This window comes from Sphingomonas sp. FG14, assembly GCF_057809675.1.
The window spans coordinates 39,552-62,787 of the sequence record NZ_JBMDKK010000020.1; the positions used below are offsets into that span (position 1 = coordinate 39,552).

Annotated in this window: 24 protein-coding genes and 1 pseudogene; 22 read left to right on the forward strand and 3 right to left on the reverse strand. The window is 63.7% G+C overall.

Annotated features, from left to right (window positions below; genetic code table 11):
* Positions 1 to 4: 4 nt before the first annotated feature.
* The 20 genes and pseudogenes from ACODTA_RS26555 (at position 5) to ACODTA_RS26650 (ending at position 18,184) form a co-directional block, all read left to right on the forward strand.
* Positions 5 to 1,930, forward strand: coding sequence for a 2Fe-2S iron-sulfur cluster-binding protein (locus ACODTA_RS26555; RefSeq protein ID WP_021243091.1), 1,926 nt, complete (start codon positions 5 to 7; stop codon positions 1,928 to 1,930).
* Positions 1,930 to 2,658, forward strand: a complete 729-nt coding sequence (locus tag ACODTA_RS26560; RefSeq protein ID WP_009824015.1) for a hypothetical protein — start codon at positions 1,930 to 1,932, stop codon at positions 2,656 to 2,658. The genes ACODTA_RS26555 and ACODTA_RS26560 overlap by 1 nt, the downstream gene beginning before the upstream one ends.
* Positions 2,655 to 3,377: a hypothetical protein gene (locus tag ACODTA_RS26565; protein ID WP_025549149.1), complete on the forward strand. Its 723-nt coding sequence runs from the start codon at positions 2,655 to 2,657 to the stop codon at positions 3,375 to 3,377. Before ACODTA_RS26560 ends, ACODTA_RS26565 begins: the two co-directional genes overlap by 4 nt.
* A complete protein-coding gene (locus ACODTA_RS26570; RefSeq protein WP_004212663.1) occupies positions 3,364 to 3,807 on the forward strand; it encodes a DUF1622 domain-containing protein in 444 nt (147 codons plus the stop codon). Before ACODTA_RS26565 ends, ACODTA_RS26570 begins: the two co-directional genes overlap by 14 nt.
* A gap of 14 nt (positions 3,808 to 3,821) precedes the next feature.
* On the forward strand, positions 3,822 to 4,262 hold the full coding sequence (locus ACODTA_RS26575; protein ID WP_025549148.1) for a four-helix bundle copper-binding protein: 441 nt from the start codon (positions 3,822 to 3,824) through the stop codon (positions 4,260 to 4,262).
* A 254-nt stretch (positions 4,263 to 4,516) separates the two neighbouring features.
* The gene (locus tag ACODTA_RS26580; protein WP_438830636.1) at positions 4,517 to 5,818 is read left to right on the forward strand and encodes a glycoside hydrolase family 130 protein; all 1,302 of its coding nucleotides are present in this window, start codon (positions 4,517 to 4,519) and stop codon (positions 5,816 to 5,818) included.
* A 228-nt stretch (positions 5,819 to 6,046) separates the two neighbouring features.
* Positions 6,047 to 6,337 (forward strand): hypothetical protein, encoded by a 291-nt coding sequence (locus ACODTA_RS26585; RefSeq protein ID WP_007406388.1) that lies wholly within the window; start codon positions 6,047 to 6,049, stop codon positions 6,335 to 6,337.
* 318 nt (positions 6,338 to 6,655) lie between these two features.
* Positions 6,656 to 7,057 (forward strand): hypothetical protein, encoded by a 402-nt coding sequence (locus ACODTA_RS26590; protein WP_015449265.1) that lies wholly within the window; start codon positions 6,656 to 6,658, stop codon positions 7,055 to 7,057.
* Between the two features lie 148 nt (positions 7,058 to 7,205).
* Positions 7,206 to 7,535 (forward strand): hypothetical protein, encoded by a 330-nt coding sequence (locus ACODTA_RS26595; RefSeq protein WP_021224454.1) that lies wholly within the window; start codon positions 7,206 to 7,208, stop codon positions 7,533 to 7,535.
* 253 nt (positions 7,536 to 7,788) lie between these two features.
* On the forward strand, positions 7,789 to 9,309 hold the full coding sequence (locus ACODTA_RS26600) for an aldehyde dehydrogenase family protein (protein ID WP_025549141.1): 1,521 nt from the start codon (positions 7,789 to 7,791) through the stop codon (positions 9,307 to 9,309).
* Positions 9,310 to 9,335: 26 nt separating this feature from the next.
* The gene (gene adhP / locus ACODTA_RS26605) at positions 9,336 to 10,361 is read left to right on the forward strand and encodes an alcohol dehydrogenase AdhP (protein ID WP_007683342.1); all 1,026 of its coding nucleotides are present in this window, start codon (positions 9,336 to 9,338) and stop codon (positions 10,359 to 10,361) included.
* Positions 10,362 to 10,386: 25 nt separating this feature from the next.
* Positions 10,387 to 12,093, forward strand: a complete 1,707-nt coding sequence (locus tag ACODTA_RS26610) for a copper resistance system multicopper oxidase (RefSeq protein ID WP_062343367.1) — start codon at positions 10,387 to 10,389, stop codon at positions 12,091 to 12,093.
* Positions 12,090 to 13,076, forward strand: coding sequence for a copper resistance protein B (locus ACODTA_RS26615; RefSeq protein WP_009823975.1), 987 nt, complete (start codon positions 12,090 to 12,092; stop codon positions 13,074 to 13,076). The genes ACODTA_RS26610 and ACODTA_RS26615 overlap by 4 nt, the downstream gene beginning before the upstream one ends.
* Positions 13,070 to 14,311 carry an MFS transporter gene (locus tag ACODTA_RS26620; protein ID WP_066969879.1) on the forward strand — a complete coding sequence of 414 codons (1,242 nt, stop codon included), beginning with the start codon at positions 13,070 to 13,072 and terminating at the stop codon, positions 14,309 to 14,311. The genes ACODTA_RS26615 and ACODTA_RS26620 overlap by 7 nt, the downstream gene beginning before the upstream one ends.
* A gap of 79 nt (positions 14,312 to 14,390) precedes the next feature.
* Complete coding sequence (locus ACODTA_RS26625) at positions 14,391 to 14,828, forward strand: DUF411 domain-containing protein (protein ID WP_007683347.1); 438 nt, start codon at positions 14,391 to 14,393, stop codon at positions 14,826 to 14,828.
* A 383-nt stretch (positions 14,829 to 15,211) separates the two neighbouring features.
* Entirely contained in the window at positions 15,212 to 15,475 is a 264-nt protein-coding gene (locus ACODTA_RS26630) for a type II toxin-antitoxin system RelB/DinJ family antitoxin (protein ID WP_004212689.1), read from the forward strand.
* Positions 15,462 to 15,743 carry a type II toxin-antitoxin system YafQ family toxin gene (locus ACODTA_RS26635; protein WP_004212690.1) on the forward strand — a complete coding sequence of 94 codons (282 nt, stop codon included), beginning with the start codon at positions 15,462 to 15,464 and terminating at the stop codon, positions 15,741 to 15,743. Before ACODTA_RS26630 ends, ACODTA_RS26635 begins: the two co-directional genes overlap by 14 nt.
* 401 nt (positions 15,744 to 16,144) lie before the next feature.
* Positions 16,145 to 16,839: pseudogene (locus ACODTA_RS26640) on the forward strand (Mu transposase domain-containing protein); the annotation flags it as partial.
* Positions 16,826 to 17,554: an IS21-like element helper ATPase IstB gene (istB, locus tag ACODTA_RS26645; RefSeq protein ID WP_025549137.1), complete on the forward strand. Its 729-nt coding sequence runs from the start codon at positions 16,826 to 16,828 to the stop codon at positions 17,552 to 17,554. The pseudogene ACODTA_RS26640 and the gene istB, both read left to right, overlap by 14 nt.
* Before the next feature lie 171 nt (positions 17,555 to 17,725).
* Positions 17,726 to 18,184, forward strand: coding sequence for a TonB-dependent receptor domain-containing protein (locus tag ACODTA_RS26650; RefSeq protein ID WP_004212694.1), 459 nt, complete (start codon positions 17,726 to 17,728; stop codon positions 18,182 to 18,184).
* A 709-nt stretch (positions 18,185 to 18,893) separates the two neighbouring features.
* On the opposite strand, the gene ACODTA_RS26655 is transcribed toward ACODTA_RS26650, so the two are convergent.
* From ACODTA_RS26655 to ACODTA_RS26665, 3 genes are all read right to left on the reverse strand, one after another.
* Positions 18,894 to 21,161 (reverse strand): nitric-oxide reductase large subunit, encoded by a 2,268-nt coding sequence (locus ACODTA_RS26655; RefSeq protein WP_025549136.1) that lies wholly within the window; start codon positions 21,159 to 21,161, stop codon positions 18,894 to 18,896.
* Between the two features lie 78 nt (positions 21,162 to 21,239).
* Positions 21,240 to 21,704 carry a cupin domain-containing protein gene (locus tag ACODTA_RS26660; RefSeq protein WP_004212697.1) on the reverse strand — a complete coding sequence of 155 codons (465 nt, stop codon included), beginning with the start codon at positions 21,702 to 21,704 and terminating at the stop codon, positions 21,240 to 21,242.
* A gap of 257 nt (positions 21,705 to 21,961) precedes the next feature.
* Positions 21,962 to 22,420 (reverse strand): Rrf2 family transcriptional regulator, encoded by a 459-nt coding sequence (locus ACODTA_RS26665; protein WP_004212699.1) that lies wholly within the window; start codon positions 22,418 to 22,420, stop codon positions 21,962 to 21,964.
* A gap of 109 nt (positions 22,421 to 22,529) precedes the next feature.
* On the opposite strand from ACODTA_RS26665, the gene ACODTA_RS26670 reads away from it, so the two are divergent.
* Positions 22,530 to 22,967, forward strand: coding sequence for a group III truncated hemoglobin (locus ACODTA_RS26670; RefSeq protein ID WP_004212701.1), 438 nt, complete (start codon positions 22,530 to 22,532; stop codon positions 22,965 to 22,967).
* Positions 22,960 to 23,235 (forward strand): TehB family protein, encoded by a 276-nt coding sequence (locus tag ACODTA_RS26675; RefSeq protein ID WP_004212703.1) that lies wholly within the window; start codon positions 22,960 to 22,962, stop codon positions 23,233 to 23,235. Before ACODTA_RS26670 ends, ACODTA_RS26675 begins: the two co-directional genes overlap by 8 nt.
* The last annotated feature ends 1 nt before the right edge of the window (position 23,236 follow it).

Here is a 23,236-nt window from a genome sequence, read left to right on the forward strand (position 1 = left end):
CGACATGTGCGTTTGGACCAGCCTTCGCCTTTCGGGTCTGGGGTTGTTGCTCGCTTTCAGCCTTCCCTCTGCGAGCGTGCACGCTCAGGAGGGCGAAGACCATTCGGCACATCATGGGGATACTTCGGGCGGTGCGGGGATGGCCGATGGCGCAATGTCCGCAAAGCCCGAGGTCGGCACCTCCGATATGGCCTCGATGATGAACTCTATGATGGAGCGCATGATCAACGGCGAAGGCGAGAATGAACATGGGCACGATTCCCGCCGCACCGCATTTTTTTCGCAGTTGCTCGCCTTTCCCGCGCTCGACGAAGCGGCCCGGCAGCGGGTCGCTGCGCAGGCCGGGGAACGGGTAAGCACGGGCCTGTCGATGGTCAACGCCGCCTCGGCCGACGGCGCGCGTGCGACAACGGTCTCGGCCCGGCTCGATGCGGCGCGCCGGATGCGCGAAGGGACCGACCTGTTCCGCTCCGGTACCGCCGCGCAGGGCGCGATCGGAGGCTTGCAGCCGCCCCGGGAGGTCGGGCTTGCCTGGCTGCGCGATCAGCTCGACATCGACCAGGCCGCGCCCGGCCATGCCGATCACTGGTTCGGCATCTCGCCCTCGCACCTCCTTCTCATGCTGTTCCTGGGGCTGGTGAGCGCCACGCTTATCGCGCTGCAGATCTTCCGCCTGCGGCGGATCGGGGCGATCGCCGGCGGTGTCGCCACCGCCAAGGTTCCAGCAAAGCCGGAGCCGAAGGCTGCCCCTCCCGCTACCAGGGTTGCGCCCGCGCCTGCACCCGTTGCCGACAGCGCCGGGCTCGCGCCGAGCAATGCGGCCGCACCCGCTGGGGCGTCGCTGCGCAAGCCCAAAAGCTGGGCGGGGCAGCTGCGCGTGGTCCAGATCGTGCGAGAGACGCCGAGCGTGCTGACCTTCCGGCTCGCGGACCCGACCGCCGACCGGCTGCCGTTCGACTTCCTGCCGGGCCAGTTCCTGCAGGTCGAGGTAGAGCCCGAAGCGGGCAAGACCGCGCGCCGTTCCTACACGATCGCCTCTTCGCCGACCCAGCGGGCCTATGTCGAACTGACGGTCAAGCGCGAGGAGCAGGGCGTGGTCTCGCGATACCTGCACGACAAGGTCGTCGCCGACGATCTGCTGAAGGTCAGCGGACCGTTCGGCGCCTTCACCTTCACGGGAACGGATGCCCAGAGCATCGTGCTGATCGCGGGCGGGGTCGGCATCACCCCGATGATGTCGGTGCTGCGCTATCTCACCGACACCGCGTGGAAGGGTGATATCTTCTTCTTCTACGGCGCACGGTCGACCGAGGAATTCGTGTTCCGCGACGAGCTCGAGCGGCTCGAACGCCGTTTTCCCAACCTCCATGTCGTCGCCGCGATGCAGCGCGCGCCCGGCACCGTCTGGATGGGCCCCGAAGGGCCGATCACCCGCGAGATGATCCTGGCCGCGGTGCCGGAGATCGCGAGCCGGCGGATCCATATGTGCGGCCCGCCGGCGATGATGGGCGCGATGCGCGGCGTGCTGGCGGAACTTGGCGTCCCCGAAGCGCAGCTGCACACCGAGGCGTTCGGTCCGGCCTCGCTGCCGGCCGACCACGAGGATCTCGAGGTCAAACCCGCGCCCGCGCCAGCGGATAAGCCGGCCCCGAGCGCCGAGGTGGCGCCGAGCACGGTGACCTTCTCCGTGTCGGGGGTGTCGGCGGCCTTGCCCGCGGACGAGACCGTGCTCGAGGCGGCCGAGGGCGCGGGCGTCGAGATCTCCTATGCCTGCCGTGCGGGCACATGCGGCGCCTGCGTGGTCAAGCTGCTGCAGGGCGAGGTAACGATGGAGGTCGAGTCCGGCCTCGCGCCCGCCGACAAGGCGCAGGGCTATGTGCTCGCGTGCCAGGCGAAGGGCACGGGCACGCCGCTCGTGGTCGAAGCCTGATGCGCGAACGCAGCGACATCGCCGTCGGCCTGCTGGTCGCATTCCTGCTGCTGTTCCCGTTCGGCTACCTCGTGCATGTGTCACCGCGCTTTCCGGGCAGCCTCGCTGGCGGGATCATCGGGATCGCAGCGCTCGTGCTGATGCTGCTGACGCTTCCCTATGTCGCGGCCAAGCACATCGCCTGGGTCGACAAAGTGCTCTCCCGGCTCGTCAGCAAGCCTACCCTGCTCGCCATCCACATCTATGCCGGCGTGCTGGCGCCGATCCTGGGTCTGGTCCACGCCGCGCACAAGCTCGAAAGCCCGGTCGGACTGCTTCTGACCGTCCTCCTGCTGATGACGGTCATCACCGGCTTCATCGGCCGCTACCTGCTTGCCCAGCTTGGTCGGGCGCTGCGCGGACGCAGGTCGGAACTGGCCTCGCTTCGCGCCGCCTTCCTTGAGGAGCCGGCGGCGCCGGCGCAGGCCGATACCGCAGCCGCGCCGCTGTCGGGCTGGAGGCGCTATCTGTTCGTCGCCGGGGATGCGCCCGCGGGCCAGCACCCCCAGAACAGGGCGGGGATCGCCGCGGCGCTGGCCGATACCGAATTCGCGATCCGCGCCGAAGAGGCGACCAACACCCTGTTCGCGCGATGGCGGTTCCTGCACATCCTGCTGGGCTGTCTCATCTTCGCGCTGCTCGCGCTCCACGTCGGCGCGGCGATCTATTACGGGCTGCGCTGGCTATGAGCTGGCAGCGTCTTTCCTATGCCGTCTTCATCGCAGCCCTGCTGGTGATGGTCGCCGCGGTCGCGATCCGGATGCGATCGGACGCGCCGAGGGATGCCGGCCTGGTGGCGCAGCTCGTAGCGCCCGGCCCGCTCTCGAGCGCCCACCAGTCCTTCGCCGGCCAATGCACGGCCTGCCACACGCCGGGCAAGGGCGTCGAAACCCGGACCTGTCTCACCTGCCATGCGGGCACGGATTTCGGGACGAAGCAGTCGACGCAGTTCCACGCGAAAGCGACGCAGTGCACCTCCTGCCACGTCGAACATGAGGGAGAGCGCGGCATCATCCGCATGGATCACGCCGCCTTGCTCGACATGGCAAAGTGGCGGCAGCCTTCGGCGGGCATGTCGACAAACACTCGAAGCCTGACCCCCGAGACCGCGCTCAATTGCGCGAGCTGCCATGCGTTCCGCGATCCGCACCAGGGCCTGTTCGGCACCGACTGCGCGAGCTGTCACAAGACCGACAGCTGGAAGATCGCCAATTACCGCCATCCATCGGTCAATTCGACGCAGTGCGCCGAGTGCCACAAGGCGCCGCCCAGTCACTTCATGGAGCATTTCAGCATGGTCTCGCAGCGCGCAGCCGGATCGAAAGCGCGCGTCGACCAATGCTATGCCTGTCACGCCACCGACAGCTTCAACAATATCCGCAAGCGAGGCTGGTATGATCACCATTGAGGCCGACTGGCTGAGCGCCTTCTTCCGGCTTGCGGTGATCGGCCTGGAACTGGCGGGCACGCTGACCATCCTGGTCGGCGCGGGGCTCGCAACCTTTCTGTTTGCGCGGCGGGCGAGGGCGGGCGACCGAACCGAGGCCTATAGCGCGTTCCGATCGGCGCTCGGCCGCAGCATCCTGCTCGGCCTGGAATTTCTGGTCGCCGGCGACATCGTCAAGTCGCTGGTGATCAACCCGACGCTCGACGATCTCATCGTGCTGGCCGGGCTTGTGCTGGTGCGGACCTTCCTGAGCATCTCGCTCGGGGTCGAGATCAACGGCCACTGGCCCTGGGAGGAAACCCGGATGGCGCGGGAGAAGGCGCGTGCGGCGTCGGATGGGTCGCCGGCTACGGCTGAGGCCGCCGGATGCGGCACAGCGCTCAAGCGATAGCAGATGGAAGGCGCATCATGATCGAGAGACGCGAATTGCTGATGGCGGGCGCCGGCCTTGCCGCCGCCGGAACGCTGGCTGCGCCGGCGGCGGCGCAGCAGCATCGAATGGAAGGGATGGCGATGTCGATGACGGACTGCATCGACGATTGCGTGGCTTCGCACCGCATGTGCCTGGAAACCGCCGCTTGGCTGACGAAGCAAGGCGGCGCGTCAGCTACGGCGTCGCTGATCGCCATGCTGAACGACTGTGCGGAACTGTGCCAGGCGACTGCCAACTCGATGCTGCGGGAATCTGCCCTGCACCGCATCGTCTGCCGCGCCTGCGCCGACGCTTGCGAGCGCTGCGCCGAGGAATGCGGACGCCATAGCGCGGACCAGCGGATCGCGCGTTGCTCGGCCACCTGCAAGAAATGCGCGGCGAGCTGCCGAACGATGGCGGACATGTCGAGCTGAGCGGCGCGCTTCGCACGTGCCCCACATAGTCACGTTCAGGCCAGAGCCCCCGGTCACAGCTTGTGTGTCCGACAACTACGCCAGGACAGCGATCATGGCACGTGGCACAAAGTCCGAGTATCCGGCAACGGCGGAAATCATCGCACCCGCCATCGCCGGAGCCTTCCGTGCCGCCACCCGATAGTCGGGTAATGCCGAGCACCATCTTTACGATTGCGTGAACGCTCCACGGTCGATCTGTATTGGAGAAGTCAGTGTCAACCGCCGAATTTGTCAACCGGCTACCCGAATTGCTCCGCCCCAATCCAGCAAGGGTAGTGATCAGACCCTATATGCCGTCGACGGAAACCTATAAATATGCGGTACCGGATCAGCCACGTGCGCAGCGCATCGCCGACCGCGTCCTGGCGCTCGACCCAGCATCGCTCCACGATGAGTTGCAACGCATTCTTGATGATTTCTCGGGAAGGCATCGTGAGGTTCCGTCCCTGTTTTTGCGGCGGTTCCACGAGGTTGATGGCATCATCGTCTGTGATTGCGAGGTCACCCATGAACAGGCGCTCTTGATCGGTGCCCATTTTTGCAACGAATATTCCTATGAGGCAGCAGCGCTTTTCAATCCGAGCATCGTCCTGCATCCTGACCAGTCTGCTGTACCTGAAAACTCTCTCCGATTCATTCTTTCCCTGCGAGGCGTGGGCGAGGGGCATATCTCCTCCGTCACCTTTCGCACCGGGTTTTGCGCCGCGGACGGAACCATAGCAATCAATCCTCCGAGCCCCATGCCGCTCGTGCTGGAGACTGAAAACATCTCCGGCGAGGACGGGCCGGACGCGGGCATTCGGATCAAGTGCGATGGCAGCCACGATCTCTCGGAGATCGTGATCTTTCCGACAACCCCCAGCCAGCGTGGTGGCATCGAAGACCTTCGCTTGGTCCGCTTCCTGGACGACGATGGCCGAGCCACCTATTTCGGTACATATACGGCATTTAGCGGCCAGTCCGTCCGGCAGGAGTTGTTGTCCACGCCGGACTTCCGGACATTCGAACTCAGACCGCTGCGTGGGGATGCCACCGGTAGCAAGGGCATGGCGCTTTTCCCCCGACGCATTGCCGGGCACTTTGCCATGCTTGGGCGCGAGGATAACGAAAATATCTGGTTCCTGACGTCCGCGGACATTCACGACTGGAGTGGCGGAGCGAAAGCCATCGAACCTCGCTGGCCTTGGGAGTTTGTCCAGATCGGTAATTGCGGATCGCCGATCGAGATCGACGAAGGCTGGCTGGTCGTAACTCATGGAGTCGGCGCCGTTCGGAACTATTGCATCGGGGCGTGCCTGCTGGACCGTGACGATCCCTCGAAGCTGCTGGCGCGGACGAAGCTACCGCTTTTGCGGTCGGACATGGATGAGCGCGAAGGTTATGTGCCAAACGTAGCCTACAGCTGCGGCGCGATGGTACATAATCGGGTGCTGGTACTGCCTTATGCCATTGCTGACAGCTTCACCACTTTTGCCACTATTCCTCTCGAGCGTCTGCTGGCCGCCATGGATTAGTCACTGTTGCCGACCTGTCCTGCTCTCGAGTCCGAACCATAGTTACACATCGGCACAACAACGATGCCAGTGCGATAATTTATGGCCATCTCAGAGACGGACTTCGCACATTACGTATACAGCAAGGCGGAAGGTGACACCATTTCACGGGCAAGCTCCGGAAGGGGCGACAATCGACCGGGCATATGCTCGATCGAACGAGAAACCCAGACTTGAAGGAATGGATACTTGCGCAAGAAGACGGCAATGATCGCTTCGCTCGCAGCTCTCGGCTTCCTCGCCGTCAGTGCCGGACCGGTGCTGGCGGACGGGATGCCGCCGGGCATGCCCGATCTTGAGGAGACCCTCAAGGCCAGGCCGGCGCCTGCCCAGCCCGATCCTGCCCACATGCAGGGCATGGCTCACGGTAAGGAGCAGATGCACGGCCAGATGATGCAGGGCCATCGAATGGCGATGCGGGATTCGCAGGACCAGGACGGCGCCTCCGGCATGTCACACAGGTCGGACGGTGGTTGCTGACCCTGCCATCATTCCATCAGACGACAAGGTTGACGGACAAGATCATGGCCGCTTTCAACCGAAGCCTTGGTCCGCCGTTCCCACGGCGGGCCAATCGCTTTTCTGGCCGGTCTCAGGACGAGAAAACCAGGCCGGGTCACATTTTTGATCGATCCCGGATCATCATTTTACGCGCCTGCTCCAGCAGGCACACGGCCGATCGGATTTCGATTCGTAACTTACGTATACAGACAGCGTCTCGCTAGCAGCATTGAAGCTTCGGAATTGCCGGGATCGGAACGTCGATCGGGCAACAGGAAGAACACTCGGAGACCCTCAATGCGACAGACGACATTTCTCGCGGCGCCCGTCAGCCTCTTCGCGACGCTAACCTTCGCCGCCGGCACCGCTCTCGCCCAGTCGACGCCCGCGCCCGCGCAGGCTGCGCCGGCCCATGCCCACCAGCAGGGCATGGATCATGGCGGGCAGCAGATGCACGATCAGATGATGAAGGATCATCAGGCCGGCGCGCAGAAGCAGCAGGGGCAACCGGCCCAGCAGGATCAACAGGGCATGTCGGGGATGGCCGGCATGTCCGGCGGGTCGCCAGCATCGAACGGCTCGGGCATGGCCGGTAAGGCGAAGAGTGGCTGCTGCAAGATGCCGATGAAGAAGGCCAAGCCGGCCGCGAAGAAGAAGACCGCCAAGCCCATGGCCGACAAGCCGATGAGCGACATGTGAAGTTTCCAGCCCCGATAAAACACCCCCCGGGGCTGAGGGCCCGCCGCCGCCCCGCGGCGGGCCAGTTCTTTGACGATGCCCAGCGTCGCCCCGTGCTCCCAGCTTTCAAAGCCGGGACCGAGCAACTAACGTGAGAGAGGAAACAGTGATGCGAAAGCATCTTGGCGTCGGTGCTGCTGTTGGCTTTCTGCTCTTTGGCAGCACGCCGCTCCTCGCACAGGGTATCGGCCATAGCTTGTTCATGCGCGGCAAGATCGTCCGTACGGATGCGGGCGGCACAGTGGCCTGCCTGGGCAAAGCCGATGGCGCGCACATCGGGCAGATACTCGAAGTCTATCACGCAACGCCGCGCCACCGCCGCCTTGTCGGTCATGTCGAAGTCGACCAGATTTTCGACGACCATTATGCTCATTTCCGCGTGAGGGACGGGACGCTTCAGAAAGGCGATTGGGTGAGCCTAAAGCGCGTCCGGGCGTAACGCCAGAATTGGAATGCCAAGCGCCGCCCTCGCCAAAAGAAGACTCGGCCGAGTAACGCCTGTCTCGGCATAATTCCGATCAGGCGTGCGCGAATAGGTTCAGGAGTCGATGAATATTCATCGGCTCCGTTGGCGTGTCCGACCCTTAAAGCCCGCGACACCGATACCAGACTACCTTCTGCGGAACTTACTTATAGGCCGCCCGGGCAAAGAGACTACTCCGTCAGGCCATCGATAGAGATGGAGTCAGGTTATGTTCGAGAAGGCGATCGGGACCATTAACGCGGCGGCCTCCTTCCGACACCGCTATGATAATTTCATCGGAGGCCGCTGGAGCGCTCCTGCGAGCGGCGAGTATTTCGCCGACAAGAGCCCGATCAATGGCGCCCAGATCGCCGAGTTCGCGCTGTCGACGCCGGAAGATGTCGAGCGCGCGCTCGATGCGGCGCACGCCGCCAAGGATCAATGGGCAAGGATCGCGCCCGCCGAGCGCGCCAGGATTCTCAATCGCGTCGCCGACCGGCTCGAGGATAATCTGGAGCTGCTGGCGCTTGCCGAGACGATCGACAATGGCAAGCCGATCCGCGAGACCCGCGCTGCCGACGTGCCGCTTGCAATCGACCATTTCCGCTACTTCGCCGGCTGCATCCGGGCGGAGGAAGGCGGCATCTCGACGATCGATGCCGACACCATCGCCTATCATTTCCGCGAGCCGCTCGGCGTCGTCGGCCAGATCATCCCGTGGAACTTCCCGCTGCTGATGGCGGCGTGGAAGATCGCCCCGGCGCTGGCGGCGGGCAACTGCACCGTCATCAAGCCCGCATCCCAGACGCCGCTCACCTTGCTGATGTTCGCCGAGCTCACCGCCGACATCCTGCCGCCCGGCGTGCTCAATGTCGTCACCGGCCCGGGACGGACCGTCGGCCAGGCGATCGCCGCCAATCCGCGCATCGCCAAGGTCTCGTTCACCGGCGAGACCGTCACCGGCAAGCAGATCATGCACGCCGCGGCGGACCATCTGATCCCCCAGACGATGGAGCTTGGCGGCAAGTCGCCCAACATCTTCATGGCGGACGTGCTCGACGAGGACGATGCCTTCTTCGACAAGGCGCTCGAAGGCTTTACTTTGTTCGCCTTCAACAAGGGCGAGGTCTGTACCTGCCCGTCGCGCGCCCTGATCCATGAGTCGATCTTCGACCGCTTCATCGAGCGCGCCGTGGCGCGCGTCGCCGCGATCCGCCAGGGCGATCCGCTCGACCCGTCGGTCCAGGTCGGCGCGCAGGCGTCGGAGGACCAGCTCCACAAGATCCTGGGCTATATCGATATCGGCAAGGCCGAGGGCGCGCAGTGTCTGGTCGGTGGCGCCAGGGCGCTGCCGGGCGGTGCGCTCGACCAGGGCTATTTCGTACAGCCGACCGTGTTCGTGGGTCAGAACCACATGCGCATCTTCCAGGAGGAGATCTTCGGTCCCGTCCTGGCGGTCACCACCTTCAAGACGGTCGAGGAGGCGATCGCACTTGCCAACGACACCGCCTACGGTCTTGGCGCGGGCGTCTGGACCCGGAGCGGCAACACCGCCTACCGTCTGGGCCGCGCGATCGAGGCCGGGCGGGTCTGGACCAACTGCTATCACCAGTACCCCGCCCATGCCGCCTTCGGCGGATACAAGGCGTCGGGCTTCGGGCGTGAAAATCACCGGATGATGCTCGACCATTATCAGCAGACCAAGAACCTGCTCGTCTCCTATGACGAGCACGCGCTCGGCCTGTTCTGACCCCTCGCTCAAAAGGAGAAACGGACATGGCGAAAACCATGAAGGCGGCGGTCGTCCGCGAATTCGGCAAGCCCCTGGTCATCGAGGACGCGCCGATCCCGACGGTCGGCCCCGGGCAGATCCTGGTCAAGATTGCGGCAACCGGCGTGTGCCATACCGACCTGCACGCGGCAGAAGGGGACTGGCCGGTCAAACCCAACCCGCCCTTCATTCCTGGCCATGAAGGCGTCGGGCATGTCGCCGCCGTCGGTGCGGGCGTCACCCATGTGAAGGAAGGCGACCGGGTCGGTGTGCCCTGGCTCTACACCGCCTGCGGGCATTGCGTGCATTGCCTGGGTGGCTGGGAGACGCTTTGCCACGAACAGCAGAACACCGGCTATTCGGTCAATGGCAGCTTTGCCGAATATGTCCTCGCCGATCCCAACTATGTTGGTCACCTTCCCGACAATGTCGACTTCCTCGACATTGCGCCGATCCTCTGCGCGGGCGTCACCGTCTACAAGGGATTGAAGGCCACCGAGGCCCGACCCGGCGAGTGGGTGGTCGTCTCAGGGATCGGCGGGCTCGGCCACATGGCGGTGCAATATGCCCGTGCCATGGGTCTCAATGTGGCCGCGGTCGACATCGACGATAGCAAGCTCGACCTCGCTACACGCCTTGGCGCCACACTGACGGTCAACGCGCACAGCGAGGACCCTTCGGCAGCGCTCAAGAAGGCGATAGGCGGCGCGCACGGAGCGCTCGTCACCGCCGTTTCGCCCAAGGCGTTCCAGCAGGCGCTCGGCATGGTCCGGCGCGGCGGCACGGTCGCGCTCAATGGTCTGCCGCCGGGCGACTTCCCGCTGTCGATCTTCGACACCGTGCTGAACGGCATTACCGTGCGAGGCTCGATCGTCGGCACGCGGCTCGATCTGCTCGAGGCACTGGCGTTCGCCGGCGACGGCAAGGTCAAGGCCACGGTCCATGCAGACAAGCTGGAGAACATCAACGACGTCTTCTCCCGCATGCACCATGGCGACATCGAGGGCCGGATCGTCCTCGACCTCGCCTGAACCCGACTTCGCGAAAGTACAGTTCATGTCTCCCTTACATATCCGGCCGATCGCACGGCGCCGTTTCGTCCAGGGGCTGGCGATCGGCGGCGCGGTTGCCGGCTTCGCCCCGGCGCTTCTCGCGCGATCCGCCCCAGTCTCGCCCGCCGAGCTTAGCGGGACCGAGTTCGACCTCGAGATCGCCGAGCTGCCAGTCAACTTCACCGGCAAACGCCGTATCGCGACCGCCGTGAACGGCAGCGTGCCCGCGCCGGTCCTGCGCCTGCGCGAAGGCGACACGGTCACGCTCCGTGTGCGCAACGGCCTCAAGGAGATGTCGAGCATCCATTGGCACGGCATCATCGTGCCGGCGGAGATGGACGGCGTGCCCGGCATCAGCTTTGCCGGCATCGCGCCGGGCGAGACCTTCACCTATCGCTTCGAGGTCCGCCAGAGCGGAACCTACTGGTATCACGCTCACACGCTCGCCGAGCAGACGGGACTCTATGGAGCGATCATCGTGGAGCCGAAACAGGCGCCGGCGGCGCGGGCGCCCGATCGCGACTATTGCATCGTGCTCAGCGACTGGTCGGACGAGCCGCCGCTGCAGATCTTCCTCAATCTCAAGAAGCAGAGCAGCTACTATAATTTTGCGCAGCCGACCGCCGGCGATTTCCTCAAGGATGTCGGCACCATGGGCTTGGGCAAGGCGCTCGAGCGGCGGCGGATGTGGAACAGCTCGCGGATGAACCCGACCGACTACAGCGATGTCTCTGCCGCGACCTACACCTATCTGATGAACGGCGCGCCGCCCGCCGGCAACTGGACCGGTATCGCCGCGCCCGGCGAGCGCGTGCGCCTGCGCTTCGTCGGCGCGGGGACGGCGACGTTCTTCGACGTGCGGATCCCCGGGGTCGAGCTGACGGTCGTATCGACCGACGGGCAGCCGGTCGAGCCGGTCACGGTCGAGGAATTCCGGATCGGCCCGGGCGAGACCTACGACGTCGAGTTCACCATGCCCGAGGGCGGCGCCCGCACCATCTTCGCGCAGGCGATCGATCGGAGCGGCTATGCGCGTGGCACGATCGCACCGGCCCCGGGCATGGCGGCAGCCGTGCCGCCGCTCGATGCCCGGACCTGGCTCGAGCCGGTCGACATGATGGGCGCGATGGCGACGATGGGCGCAATGGGAGGCGACGCGCATGCCGGGCACGGCATGACCGAGATGCCGGCCAGGGCACGGCACGCCCGCACCGAATATGGCGCCAATACCGACATGCGCGTCGACTATCCGCGCACCAATCTCGACGATCCCGGCGCCGGGCTGCGCGGGCGCGGCTGGCGCGTGCTGACGCTGGCCGATCTGCGCACGCCGGGCGGCGATCCCGACCCGCGCGAGCCCGAGCGCGACATCGAGCTGCATCTGACGGGCAATATGGAACGGTTCATCTGGTCGCTCGACGGCATCAAGCTCAACGATTCCCGGCCGCTGCATTTCAAGCCGAACGAGCGGCTGCGCGTCACCTTCGTCAACGACACGATGATGGCGCATCCGATGCATCTGCACGGCATGTGGAGCGATGTCGAAGGCCCGGACGGCGCCTTCCAGGTCCGCAAGCATACGGTCGTGGTCCAGCCCGCCCAGCGGGTGAGCTTCCGCGTCACCGCCGACGCCATGGGCCGATGGGCCTTCCACTGCCATCTGCTCTATCACATGGCGGCCGGCATGTTCCGGGAGGTGGTGGTCGCATGATCCGGATTATCCCCTCGCGCGGCATTGCTCTTGGCGTTGCCCTCTTCCTGGCGCCGGCGATCACGGCTCCCGCCCTCGCGCAGGATGCCTTGCCCCCGTCGCCCGCCGCCACCCCTGCCCAAACGGCCACTCCCGATCCAAACTCACCTTCCGCGCAAGGCTCTCAGGAGCATGCGGGCATGGACATGCCGGGCATGGATATGACCGACACGAAGGCGTCCGGTAACGGCGCCACGATGGACATGGGCTCGATGCAGGGTGGCAAGGCCCCGCCGGACGCGCGCAACTCGGACGATTATGCCGACGGCTATCGCAACTCGACGCTGCCGGGCTATGAGATGGCCGACAAGCTCTCGATCCCCAAGATACTTGTGGATGAGCTCGAGTTCACCAGCGGCAACGAGGGTCAGGGCGTGGGCTGGACCGTGCTCGTCACCAAGGGTCAGGACAATGACAAGCTCTGGCTGCGCAGCCAGGGGCTCAAGAACTCCCGCGACCAACGTCTCGATCCGGAGAGCAGCGTCGAGGCGCTGTGGTGGCACAGCAAGAACCCGTTCTGGGGCACGCTGCTCGGGGTCAGGCAGGATCTCGGCAAGGGTGCGACCACCTGGCTCGCCGCCGGCGTCGAGGGACTGGCGCCCTATTGGTTCGACGTCCAGCTCACCGGCTATGTAGGAACCGATGGGCGTCTCGCGGCGCGCGCCAAGGCCTCCTATGAGGTCCTGTTCACCAATCGGTTGATCCTTACGCCGCAGGTGGAAACCAATATCTATTCGAAGCGGTCGAGCGATCGGCAGCTCGGCAGCGGCTTCAGCAATGTCGAGCTGAGCGGACGGTTGCGCTACGAGGTGTCGCGCAAGTTCGCGCCCTATATCGGCTTCGTCTGGGAGCGCGCATTTGACGGCACGGCCGATTTCCGTCGCCTGCGCAGGGAAGGGCCTTCCGAACACAGGCTGGTGATCGGCTTGCGCGCCTGGTGGTGATCCGCGGATGGCCACTCGAGGGATCGACCGCGAACGCGCCGCGTGACAAGGCTGGATCGCAAGCCAACGGTCGCTGGCCGGCCTCCTTTTTCGTCTTGTTGCTCGCGGCGGCTGCGGCGTCGGCGGGACAGACGGCCATTCTCGCCTTCCTTCCGGCACTGGTCGACCCGGCTCGTGGCGCGCTATCGTCAAGCGCTCATGATTTTCACGTCGCGAGCCTGACCGCGGTCCATCCCCTGGCAGCCTTGCTGGCGGCGCCGCTCTGGGGCTGGATCGCGGACCGGGTCGACTATCGGGCGATGTTGCGCGCAGCGCTGGTCATCCTCGCGCTGGTGACCGCGCCGATCGGCCTCGTCGGGTTGCCTGAGCTTTATGCATTGCGTCTGGTGGCGGGGATGGCGTCGGCCGCCATCATACCGTTGGGCTTGCTCTGCGCGAGCTTTGCCGCAAGCGGGCGCGCGGACCAGGCGCGCCGCTTCACCTGGCTGACCGCCTTCGTGTTTCTGGGCGATCTCGCCGGTCCGCTGGTGGCGGAGGTCTCGGCCGCGATCCTGCCCCGCGCTCCCCTCATGATCCTCGCTCTCGGCATCGGTGCCGTCGGGGCGGCGCTTTGCGCCGTGCGTCTGCCGCGCTGGTGTGCACCTTGCATCGATGGCGGAGACCTGCCCGCGCCGACGCTCGGCGCGACGCTGATCCTGCTTTTCGTCACGATCGTCGCGGGCGGCGGGCTGGCGGCGATGCATGTCAATCTCCTGGTGACGCGGAGCGTCATTTCGCTGAGCCGCGAAGAGATCGCCTGGATGCTCAGTCTCTGCGGATTGGGCATGCTGGCAGCACAGATCTTCCATGCGAGGCTCGATTGGCTGGTGACCATGCCGAGGCGGCTTGCGGGGCTGACGCTCGGCCTGCTGGCTGCGGCGCTTTTCCTGTTCCCTGTCGCCGCGAGCATGGCCGAACTCAGTGGGATCATCGTTGCTGCCGGCTGGAGCTCGGCAACCCTTCGATTGGTCACCAGCTTCTGGATCAGCGGCGGCGGGGCCCCTTCAGGCGTGAAGCTCGGTTTCCAGCATTCCGCCGCCAGCATCGGGCAGGCGCTCGCGCCGCTGGCGATAGCCATCGTCGCTCCCGGGGCGCAGCCGCTCGTTCTGTGGGGGATTGGTGGTCTATCGCTAGCGCTGCTTGTGTCCCTGCCGCTAGCCTGGAGGCCGCCCGCCATCGTAAAATCATCTGCGTGATGAGGGGAGGGGCGCATTGATGCGTATAGAAAAGAAGGGGCCTCTGCCCCATGCTTATCGTTCTTCCGGGAGTCATTTCATGAAGACCCGCCTATTCGTCGCCTTGCTGTTCCTCGCCATGCCCGGCGTAGCGCTTGCGGCCAGTGATATCGTCGTCCACCGGGATCCGGGATGTGGATGTTGCGAGAAGTGGGCGCAGGCCGTGCGCGCGAAGCTGGGACGCAAGGTCGTCATGCGTGACGATGCGTCGCGCAGCGAGCTTCAGCGCAAGGCCGGCATGCCCCGGACGCTGGCATCTTGCCACAGCGCGATCGTCGATGGCTATATGATCGAGGGCCATGTCCCGATATCCGACGTCAAGCGCTTGCTGGCGACCCGTCCTGCGGGCGTCAAAGGCATTGCGGTTGCGGGGATGCCGATCGGTTCGGAGGGCATGGAAGTGGCAGGCGCTGCCCGCCAACCCTATACGGTGGTGGCCTTCGGCAGCGCCGGTCAGCGAATTTTCGCCCGCCATTGATATCGCGCGGTTTGCAGCATCCTGCAGAATTGCCCGGTGGTAGAGGACCCCGCTGTCGAGTGTAGAACCTTGTGTCAAGCGAGCTGATGGCGTCCCTACCCCTACCTACACTGAAAAAGCAACGATTTGTCTTGTAAGTTGTTCGCGGTCGTCTCCCTGATTTGCCTGAATTTGGCCCAAAATGTGGAACGATTGTGGGACCGTTTGCCCACCGAAAGTGTGAGAACGGCCCCAACATTCCCGATCAGGGCCCCGAACCGATGGCACTCACAGCATTGAAGGTGAAAAACGCGAAGCCCGGTCGCCATGTCGATAGCCGGGGCTTTGCCTGATTGCACTTTGCGTTCGCTTGCATTACATCGTCATGCAGAAAGGAAATCGACATGGCCGCAAACGCTCTTGTGCAGACCCGGATCGACGGAGCGGTGAAGGAGGAAGCCGCGACCGTGCTGGCTGCTATGGGGCTGACCGTCTCCGATGCCGTGCGCCTGATGCTGACCCGCGTTGCCCGCGACAAGGCCTTGCCGTTTGAACCGCTGGTGCCCAATGCCGAGACGATCGAGGCCATGAAGGAAGCGCGCGAGGGAAAGGGCAAGCGGTTCGCCACGGTGGTCGACCTGATGGCCGACCTCAATGCGGACGATTGAACGCTTCGGGCGGTTCAAGCGCGACTACAAGCGGGAGAAGAAGGGGCAGCACGCCAAGACGCTGGACGCTGACCTGATCCCGATCATCGAGGCGCTGGCATCCGACGAGCCGCTTGAACCGCGCCACCGCGACCATGCGCTGACCGGCGACTGGCGCGACCATCGCGATTGCCACATAAAGCCCGACCTCGTGCTGATTTACCGCAAGCCCGATGACGACACCTTGCAGCTTGTGCGCTTGGGATCGCACGCGGAATTGGGTTGGTGACGCCCGCGCATGGCGAGCTTATACGTTTGTCGGGTATGTCAGCCAGAGGCACGATTACGGGTTAGGTGTGATCAGCGAGCATCCGATGCCAACAAGCTTTTGCAGAAGACATCAATCGCAGAGATGCATTCGGCAGGCGCTGCTTGAAACAAAAATGAGGGCCATAAATCACTTTCACCCTCAAATTCTGACAAATTTGCCGTTAGTTCACGACTGGTGAGCGAGAAATGAGCCGATCGCGTTGGGCTTGAAGAGCCGACCGCTCGCTCCACCGTCGTGACCCCTACGTTGATGACCGGCGGATGCTGGCCCGGTAGACGATGCTGCCGAGAGCGACGACGACGCCCATGATGGCAAAAGATTCCATGCTCGAATGGCTCAAAAGCCAGATCGTGAGAAGGAAGGCGGAGTGCCGGCGCTGGGCCGAGCACCACACCCATCCCGAGCGCGGCGATATCACCGTGGCCTAGGCGCTGGAGATGGAGCGGCCTGTCCTGCAGCCGATCCTGGCGCCCTTCGATGGCTTCCATGAGAGCGAGCATGCCGTCACCGGCACCTGCCTCATCAGCTTCGACCGCAACCGCTACTCGGTCATGTCCAGGGCGGCGCGGCGCACGGTGCAGGTGCGCGCCTATGCGGGCCGGATCGTCATCCGCTGCGGCGAAGAGATCGTCGGGGAACATGAGCGTCACTTCGGGCGGAACCGCACCATTTACGATCCCTGGCATTATCTGCCGGTTCTGGCCCACAAGCCCGGTGCCCTGCGCAACGGCGCGCCGTTCCAGGACTGGGAGTTGCCGCCATCCCTCCATCGCCTGCGACGCAGGCTGGGGCACGGGGATGAGGCGGATCGCAGGTTCGTGCGGGTGCTCTCGGCCGTGCTCACCGATGGCTGGAGCAGGTCGAGGCGGCGGTGCGCGAAGCGCTGGCGAGCGGAACGGTCAGCGACGACCTGATCCTCAACATCCTCTCCCGTCGCCGCGAGCCGGCGACGCCCCATAGCATCGTCACTTCGGAAGACCGGATGCTGAGTCACCCGCCGATCGCCGACTGTGCCAGCTATGACCGACTGCGAGGCTATGATGCAGCGGCATGAGATGATCGACACAATGCGCGGCCTGGGCCTCAAGGGCATGGTGGCCGCGTTCGACGAGGCCGTCACCACCGGCCTCCAGCGCCAGCGCACCACCATGGAGATCCTGACCGATCTGCTCCGCGCGGAAGCCACCCATCGCGACGCCGCCTCGATCCGATATCGCATGACGGCCGCGCGGCTGCCGGTGGTGAAGGACCTGGAGCGGTTCAGCTTCGAAGGGACGCCGATCAACGAGGGACTGATCCGCTCCCTGCATGATGGCTCCTTCCTACCGGCGCGTCGCAACATCGTGCTCGTCGGCGGCACGGGCACCGGCAAGACCCACCTCGCCATCGCGATTACCGCCAACGTCGTGCGCAAAGGGGCTCGGGCACGATACTTCAACACCGTCGATCTGGTGACACGCCTCGAAGAGGAGGCCCGGATCGGCAAGGGCGGGACCCTGGCGGGACAGCTCTCACGGCTCGACCTGGTGGTGCTCGATGAGTTGGGATATCTGCCGTTCGCGCGCTCTGGTGGCCAGCTCCTGTTCCACCTGATCAGCAAGCTCTACGAACGCACCAGCGTCGTTATCACGACCAACCTCGCCTTCGGCGAATGGCCTACCGTGTTCGGGGATCCCAAAATGACCACGGCTCTGCTCGACCGCGTCACTCATCACTGCGATATCGTCGAGACCGGCAACGACAGCTGGCGCTTCAAAAACCGCAGTTAGCCGCCACTCTCACCCCAGCTTCAAAACGAACTTGCGCTGTGTACGCCTCCGGCCGGGCTACGCCCGACCTCCGCCGCACACAGCGCAGGGCATCAACCCTCCGCTCAATCTCGAAAAGGGGGTCCCCCTTCAACGCCTATACGGGGTCCCGTTTGCGCGCCGTTTGACAAAGTGAATGGCAGACTGCCGATCACCCCGGCATTGCTGCTGACCGCGAATTATACCTACACCGATTCCGTCCGGAAGGGTGGCGGCGAGCCCGCTTTCGACGGCAGTTCGCTTGACGGAACGCCGCTCGACAAGACGCCCAGGCACATGGCCAACGTTCGCCTGGACTGGCAAGCGACCGAGCAGATCGCGGCCTATGTGCTCGGCTACTACTCGGGCAAGCAGACTTTCAGCGGGTTCCGCAACGGCGCGCTCAACACCCGCACCCGTGAAGGGAGCACGACCTTCGATGTCGGCATCAATTTCACGATCAATGAGAATTTCGCGCTGAGGGCGGCGGTGCTCAACGTCACCGACAAGATCGTGCCGGTCGATGACCGCGGCCGGTTTGATGGTCTCGACGGCAACTGGATGCTCGATGAAGGGCGCCGCTTTTGGGGCACGGCAACGATCAGCTTCTGATCGATCAGGCCGGCCTTCTGCCTTCGCGTTCGAATATTCGCTGAATGCAGAGAGTCGGCCCCTTTTCATCCATGGATCCCGATTCAAGAAACGTTTCTAAAGTCAGAATTCAGTGATCAGTGGATTCGATCTCCGTAAGGAGCGGGGTGGGAGCACATAACCCTGACCGGCGAAGAATATCGCTGGCCAAAATTCTTAGCGTAGGATTTGGTCCCCTCCTGGAAACGCACCATGATCGCCATGTGCGGCATCGAGCGCGTCAGTCGCATTTGCGCCCGATGCCAACTGTCATGGATCCGTCCAAGCTGGTGACGGGGCGCGAAACGGCGCGGCAGTTTTTGCCCTTGCGGGGACGCCGGAGGGCTTTGCGCTCAGAGGCTGTCATGCACACCTGTTCATACAGCCATTATCGGCAAAAGCTTGCCCATCGACGCGCACGCGGCGCCGGTAACGGGATTGGTACCGAGACTTTTCCTCCGGCGATAGCGACTGGAATGAACAGTCCCGTGAGCCGGGCGGCATCTGAGCAATCGCGGGCGAGGATAGAGCAGCCATCGACCCGGCTGCCAGACCTGCGAACAGAAGTTTGGTGCGCATGGACAAAAGGTTCACCGAAACTCGCATCCAAGTGTGGCGTTTGTCGACAGAACGTGGCTAGCCCACGAGCAAGGGTTGGCTGGGACTGCGCGGCATCGGACTCCTCGATCGATCACTGTGCAATTTGCGCCTCGCTGTCGTCAGACCGGGGTCTGAGCCAAAGACTGGCGACAAACCAGGCGAGCGCTACCGCCCCGGCAGAAAAGACGATATCTCCAGGAACCCTCAGCCACACCAGCAGATCGACCACCGGTTGCTGCATGAACTCGGCCGAGCGAGCGTACCAGTAGCCCTTGTCAATCGCGGCGGTCAGCTGAAGCGTACCAAGTGGCAGCAAGGTCAGGAGCGCCATCAACGCAAGGCCGATGTTGAAGCACCAAAAGCTCGTCTTCAGCACGCCTTCGTTCCAGATCAGGTTCGGCAACATGCCACGCAGGCAGAACAGGACGAGCCCGACGCCCAACATGCCGTATACGCCGAACAATGCGGTGTGTCCGTGCAGCGGCGTCAGATTGAGACCCTGCATGTAATAGAGCGACAGCGGCGGATTGATGAGGAAGCCGAACAGGCCTGCTCCGACGAGATTCCAGAAGGATACCGCCAGGAAGAACATGACGGGCCATTTATAACGCTGCATCCAGGGTGTCGCGCTGCTCAGCTTCCAGTGTTCATAAGCTTCGAAGCCAATATAGGCGAGCGGCACGACCTCGAGCGCTGAGAAGCTCGCGCCAAGCGCCAGCACCGCGATCGAGGTTCCCGCGAAGTAGAGATGGTGCAACGTTCCCAGCACTCCGCCTGCCATGAAGATGATCGTGGCAAACAAGACGGCGACCGTGGCGGTGGGTGTCGGAATGAGGCCGAGGCGCGTGAAGAGGAAGGCGATGACCGCGGTGGCGAACACCTCGAAAAAGCCTTCGACCCACAGATGGACCACCCACCAACGCCAATATTCAATCATGGAGAGCGCTGTATGCTCATTCCAGAACAGCCCGGCACCGTAGAAGAGTCCGATGGCTACGGCGGATAGGAAAAACAGCATCGTGATGTGGCGGGATTCGGACTTCTCTTTGAGCGCAGGCCAGAGCGCCCGGCCGACGAGCACAAGCCAGAGCATCAGGCCGATGAAGAGAAACCACTGCCAGAAGCGCCCCATATCGACATATTCCCAGCCCTGGTGTCCGAACCAGAAGTTCCTCTCCAGTCCCAGTTTCTGCATCACCGCGAGCCATTGCCCGGCAAAGGAGCCCACGACGATAATCAGGAGGCAGGCCCAGAGGATGTTGGCACCCAGAGCCTGGAACCTCGGTTCATGGCCCGAGATCGCAGGAGCTATGTAGAGGCCCGTTCCCAGCCAGGCTGTCGCGATCCACAGCACGGCAAGCTGCGTGTGCCAGGTGCGGGTGATCGAATAAGGCAGGATCTCGGCCGCTTCATAGCCATAAACCAGCTGCCCCTCGACCTGATAGTGGGCCGTCATTGCACCCAGCATGATCTGCGCGAGAAACAGTGCGAGAACGACCCAGAAATATTTGGCTGTCGCCCGCATCGAAGGCGTCACCGCGATCTCGCGCAGCGGATCTTTCGCGGGGAGGTCGTGCTCCTTCTCCCTTCGTCCGTGCGTCACCGCATGGTGCCAACCCAACAGCGCGATGCCGGCAAGCAGGAAGGTGACGCTGAAGGCCGACCAGATGAATGTACTTGATGGTGGGCGATTCCCGACCAGCGGCTCGCTCGGCCAGTTGTTCGTATACGTTGTCGTCCGCCCTTGTCGTTCCGTTGTGGCCGCCCAGGCCGTCCACCAGAAGAAGGAGGTCATGGCGGCTCGGTGCCCTGCGTCGGGGACCGTATCGTTCTTCATGGCATAGTTTTCGCGCAGCTCGGCCGTGGCGGGGTCGTTGCCGAACAGATTGACGTAGTGCTTTGCCACCCGCTCGATTGCCACCGCGCGATCGTTGCTGATCGTGATGGTATCCGTGCTCGCTTCAAACGTGTTTCGGCGCATTTCCGTTTGCAGCCGCCGCTGGAGGAGCGCCTTGTGTTCCTCGTTTAAACTCTCAAAGGCGCCGCCCAGATCCCGCTGTGCCCAGAGATCGAGAAGTGCCAGTGATTCCCGGTGCAACCAGTCGGCTGACCAATCGGGCGCTACGTAGCCGCCGTGTCCCCAGATCGAGCCCAGTTGCATGCCGCCCATAGATTGCCAGACCTGGCGGCCACGCTGCATCTCGGCACGGGTGAAGACGGTTTCGCCGTTTGCGGTCACGACCTTGGCGGGAAGCGGCGGCGCCTGAATGCTGATGTCGCGGCCAACCAGAAGCAGGACGGCAAAAGAGACTGCCAGCAATGATAGAAGCCAAATCCAGAGCTGACGTGTTCGATCCATGGTTCTCCCCTATGGGCTACGAGGCGGTACAGCAAAGCGACTAGCGCGCTGCGCGCCGTGCCATCATGCCGCCCGTGATCAATTCTTCCTGGGGGCAGGCTGATCCGATTGAACGACCGGACCGCCTTCCGCTTCCCACCGGTCGACACAGTCGCAATCGTCATAGGCATCGACCGCCAAGGTCTCGGCGCCGGCTTTTGCCTGTGATCCTTCTACAGGCGGAAAGAGGATCGTCAGAAGCAGCACAGAGTTTTCCGCGCCCTTGACCGAGTGCGGCGCGCCTCCTTCGAGATAGACCCACTGGTTACGCCGCAGTTCGATCGAGCTTGCGCTGAGCTCGACTTTCACATGGCCCTCGAGGCAATGCAGCATGATGCTGCCCGGCACCTGATGCTGGCGCATTTCGGTGCCGCTCGGGATCACCAGCCGGATGGTTTCGAAATGGTCCGCCTTCACGATCGCTGTGGAATGTTCTTCATGTGTCGTCACGTTCTCGGGCAAGAGATCGACGACTTCTCCGGGCGCTGCGTGGTGAAGGGCCATATCGTTCAATTCCTTTCCGTGTTCGTGGTTTTATGATTGGAGCAAGACGGGCAAGCGGACTGCCGCGTGCGGTCCGGCTTGGAGCGTCCAGCGCGCAATACCTTTACCCATCGCGCGCCGATTTGGAGTCCTGCGGCGATCCATGACCGCGACGCGCGGCGACGACCGTCAAAGGGAGCGGGATCGACCGGTTCACCACATTCTGGACAGAACATGTCACGTTCCTCCTTTTCGGCTTCGATGCGCCAAGACGTCAATCATCCATCTGGCGCCGCAGGGGTTTCGAACCGATCGGCCGCGTTACGCTCGAAGAGCGACGCGAGATCTCGCCGCTTCGTCAGCAGGTCGGCAAGCGTATAGCGGTCAAGTACCGCCAGGAACGCGCCGAGCGCCTCCTTCAGCACGCCCGTCAGCCCACATGCAGGCGCGACCACGCATCCGCCGCAGTCAACGAGATCGAAGCCGTCCTCGGTCTGGCGTATGAGTGCGCCGATGTTGATCTCTTCGGGCGGCCGCCCCAGGCGGATGCCGCCCGACCGTCCACGCACACTCTCCACATCACCACTGCGTGCGAGTTGGTTCACCACCTTCATCAAGTGATTCTGCGAGATTCCGTAGGCCTGCGCGACCTCACCGATCGAGCACAGGCGGTCAGGCCGCGCGCCCAGATAGAGCAGCACGCGCATCGAATAGTCGGTGAACAGGGTCAGTTTCATGGGGCGTTCCCACTCTCTTCCTCAGCTCGTCGCATTAAGATGTATTCATCTTGCATGTTTTCAGGGAAAAGTATAGATGCATTCCGGATACATGATTGGAGTCGGGCGAATGACCGAGCTGGAACTGAAGGATGAGGCGCTCAAGCAGCTTGTCGACGCCTTCTACGCGCGCGTTCGCGCAGATGCCGACCTGGGGCCGATTTTCAACGACGCGATCGATGACTGGCCGGAACATCTCGAAAAGCTGGCGGCGTTCTGGTCATCCGTCATGCTCGCCAGTGGCCGATACAAGGGCCAGCCCGTGCCAGCGCACCTGAAGCACAGGTCGAGGATAACGCCAGCGCTTTTCGACCGCTGGCTCGCGCTGTGGGACTGTACGACAAACGAGATGATGGCGCCCGACGCAGCTGCGGCTCTGCAGGCGAAAGCGAAGCGGATTGCCGAGAGCCTGCAGCTTGCCATGTTTTTTCGGCTCGATCGGCCAAGCGTCGCTGACGGCGAGGCCGGGTCCATTCATTGCGAACGGCGAGTACCCACCCATGCCTGACATTCTACCCTATCGTTCGACGCCGGTGTTCGATCAGGACACGCTCCCGGCCGCCCTGCGGGCACGCCATGATACCAAGGCGGGTGTCTGGGGTTTGATCCGCGTTCTGGAGGGTGAGCTTCGGCTGACCTATCTCGATCCACCGTCGGAGGTTGTCCTGACGCCCGAACGGCCCGGATTGATCTTGCCGCAGCAGCCGCACTTCGTGACGCCCATCGGCGCCATGAAAATGCGGGTCGATTTCTATGATCAGCCGCCCGGCGCCTGAT

Coding starts and splice junctions, on each gene's coding strand:
- ACODTA_RS26555 (WP_021243091.1), top strand. CDS start 5: ATGTGCGTTTGGACCAGCCTTCGCCTTTCGGGTCTGGGGTTGTTGCTC.
- ACODTA_RS26560 (WP_009824015.1), top strand. CDS start 1,930: ATGCGCGAACGCAGCGACATCGCCGTCGGCCTGCTGGTCGCATTCCTG.
- ACODTA_RS26565 (WP_025549149.1), top strand. CDS start 2,655: ATGAGCTGGCAGCGTCTTTCCTATGCCGTCTTCATCGCAGCCCTGCTG.
- ACODTA_RS26570 (WP_004212663.1), top strand. CDS start 3,364: ATGATCACCATTGAGGCCGACTGGCTGAGCGCCTTCTTCCGGCTTGCG.
- ACODTA_RS26590 (WP_015449265.1), top strand. CDS start 6,656: ATGCGACAGACGACATTTCTCGCGGCGCCCGTCAGCCTCTTCGCGACG.
- ACODTA_RS26595 (WP_021224454.1), top strand. CDS start 7,206: ATGCGAAAGCATCTTGGCGTCGGTGCTGCTGTTGGCTTTCTGCTCTTT.
- ACODTA_RS26600 (WP_025549141.1), top strand. CDS start 7,789: ATGTTCGAGAAGGCGATCGGGACCATTAACGCGGCGGCCTCCTTCCGA.
- adhP (WP_007683342.1), top strand. CDS start 9,336: ATGGCGAAAACCATGAAGGCGGCGGTCGTCCGCGAATTCGGCAAGCCC.
- ACODTA_RS26610 (WP_062343367.1), top strand. CDS start 10,387: ATGTCTCCCTTACATATCCGGCCGATCGCACGGCGCCGTTTCGTCCAG.
- ACODTA_RS26615 (WP_009823975.1), top strand. CDS start 12,090: ATGATCCGGATTATCCCCTCGCGCGGCATTGCTCTTGGCGTTGCCCTC.
- ACODTA_RS26625 (WP_007683347.1), top strand. CDS start 14,391: ATGAAGACCCGCCTATTCGTCGCCTTGCTGTTCCTCGCCATGCCCGGC.
- ACODTA_RS26630 (WP_004212689.1), top strand. CDS start 15,212: ATGGCCGCAAACGCTCTTGTGCAGACCCGGATCGACGGAGCGGTGAAG.
- ACODTA_RS26635 (WP_004212690.1), top strand. CDS start 15,462: ATGCGGACGATTGAACGCTTCGGGCGGTTCAAGCGCGACTACAAGCGG.
- istB (WP_025549137.1), top strand. CDS start 16,826: ATGCAGCGGCATGAGATGATCGACACAATGCGCGGCCTGGGCCTCAAG.
- ACODTA_RS26655 (WP_025549136.1), bottom strand. CDS start 21,161: ATGGATCGAACACGTCAGCTCTGGATTTGGCTTCTATCATTGCTGGCA.
- ACODTA_RS26660 (WP_004212697.1), bottom strand. CDS start 21,704: ATGGCCCTTCACCACGCAGCGCCCGGAGAAGTCGTCGATCTCTTGCCC.
- ACODTA_RS26665 (WP_004212699.1), bottom strand. CDS start 22,420: ATGAAACTGACCCTGTTCACCGACTATTCGATGCGCGTGCTGCTCTAT.
- ACODTA_RS26670 (WP_004212701.1), top strand. CDS start 22,530: ATGACCGAGCTGGAACTGAAGGATGAGGCGCTCAAGCAGCTTGTCGAC.
- ACODTA_RS26675 (WP_004212703.1), top strand. CDS start 22,960: ATGCCTGACATTCTACCCTATCGTTCGACGCCGGTGTTCGATCAGGAC.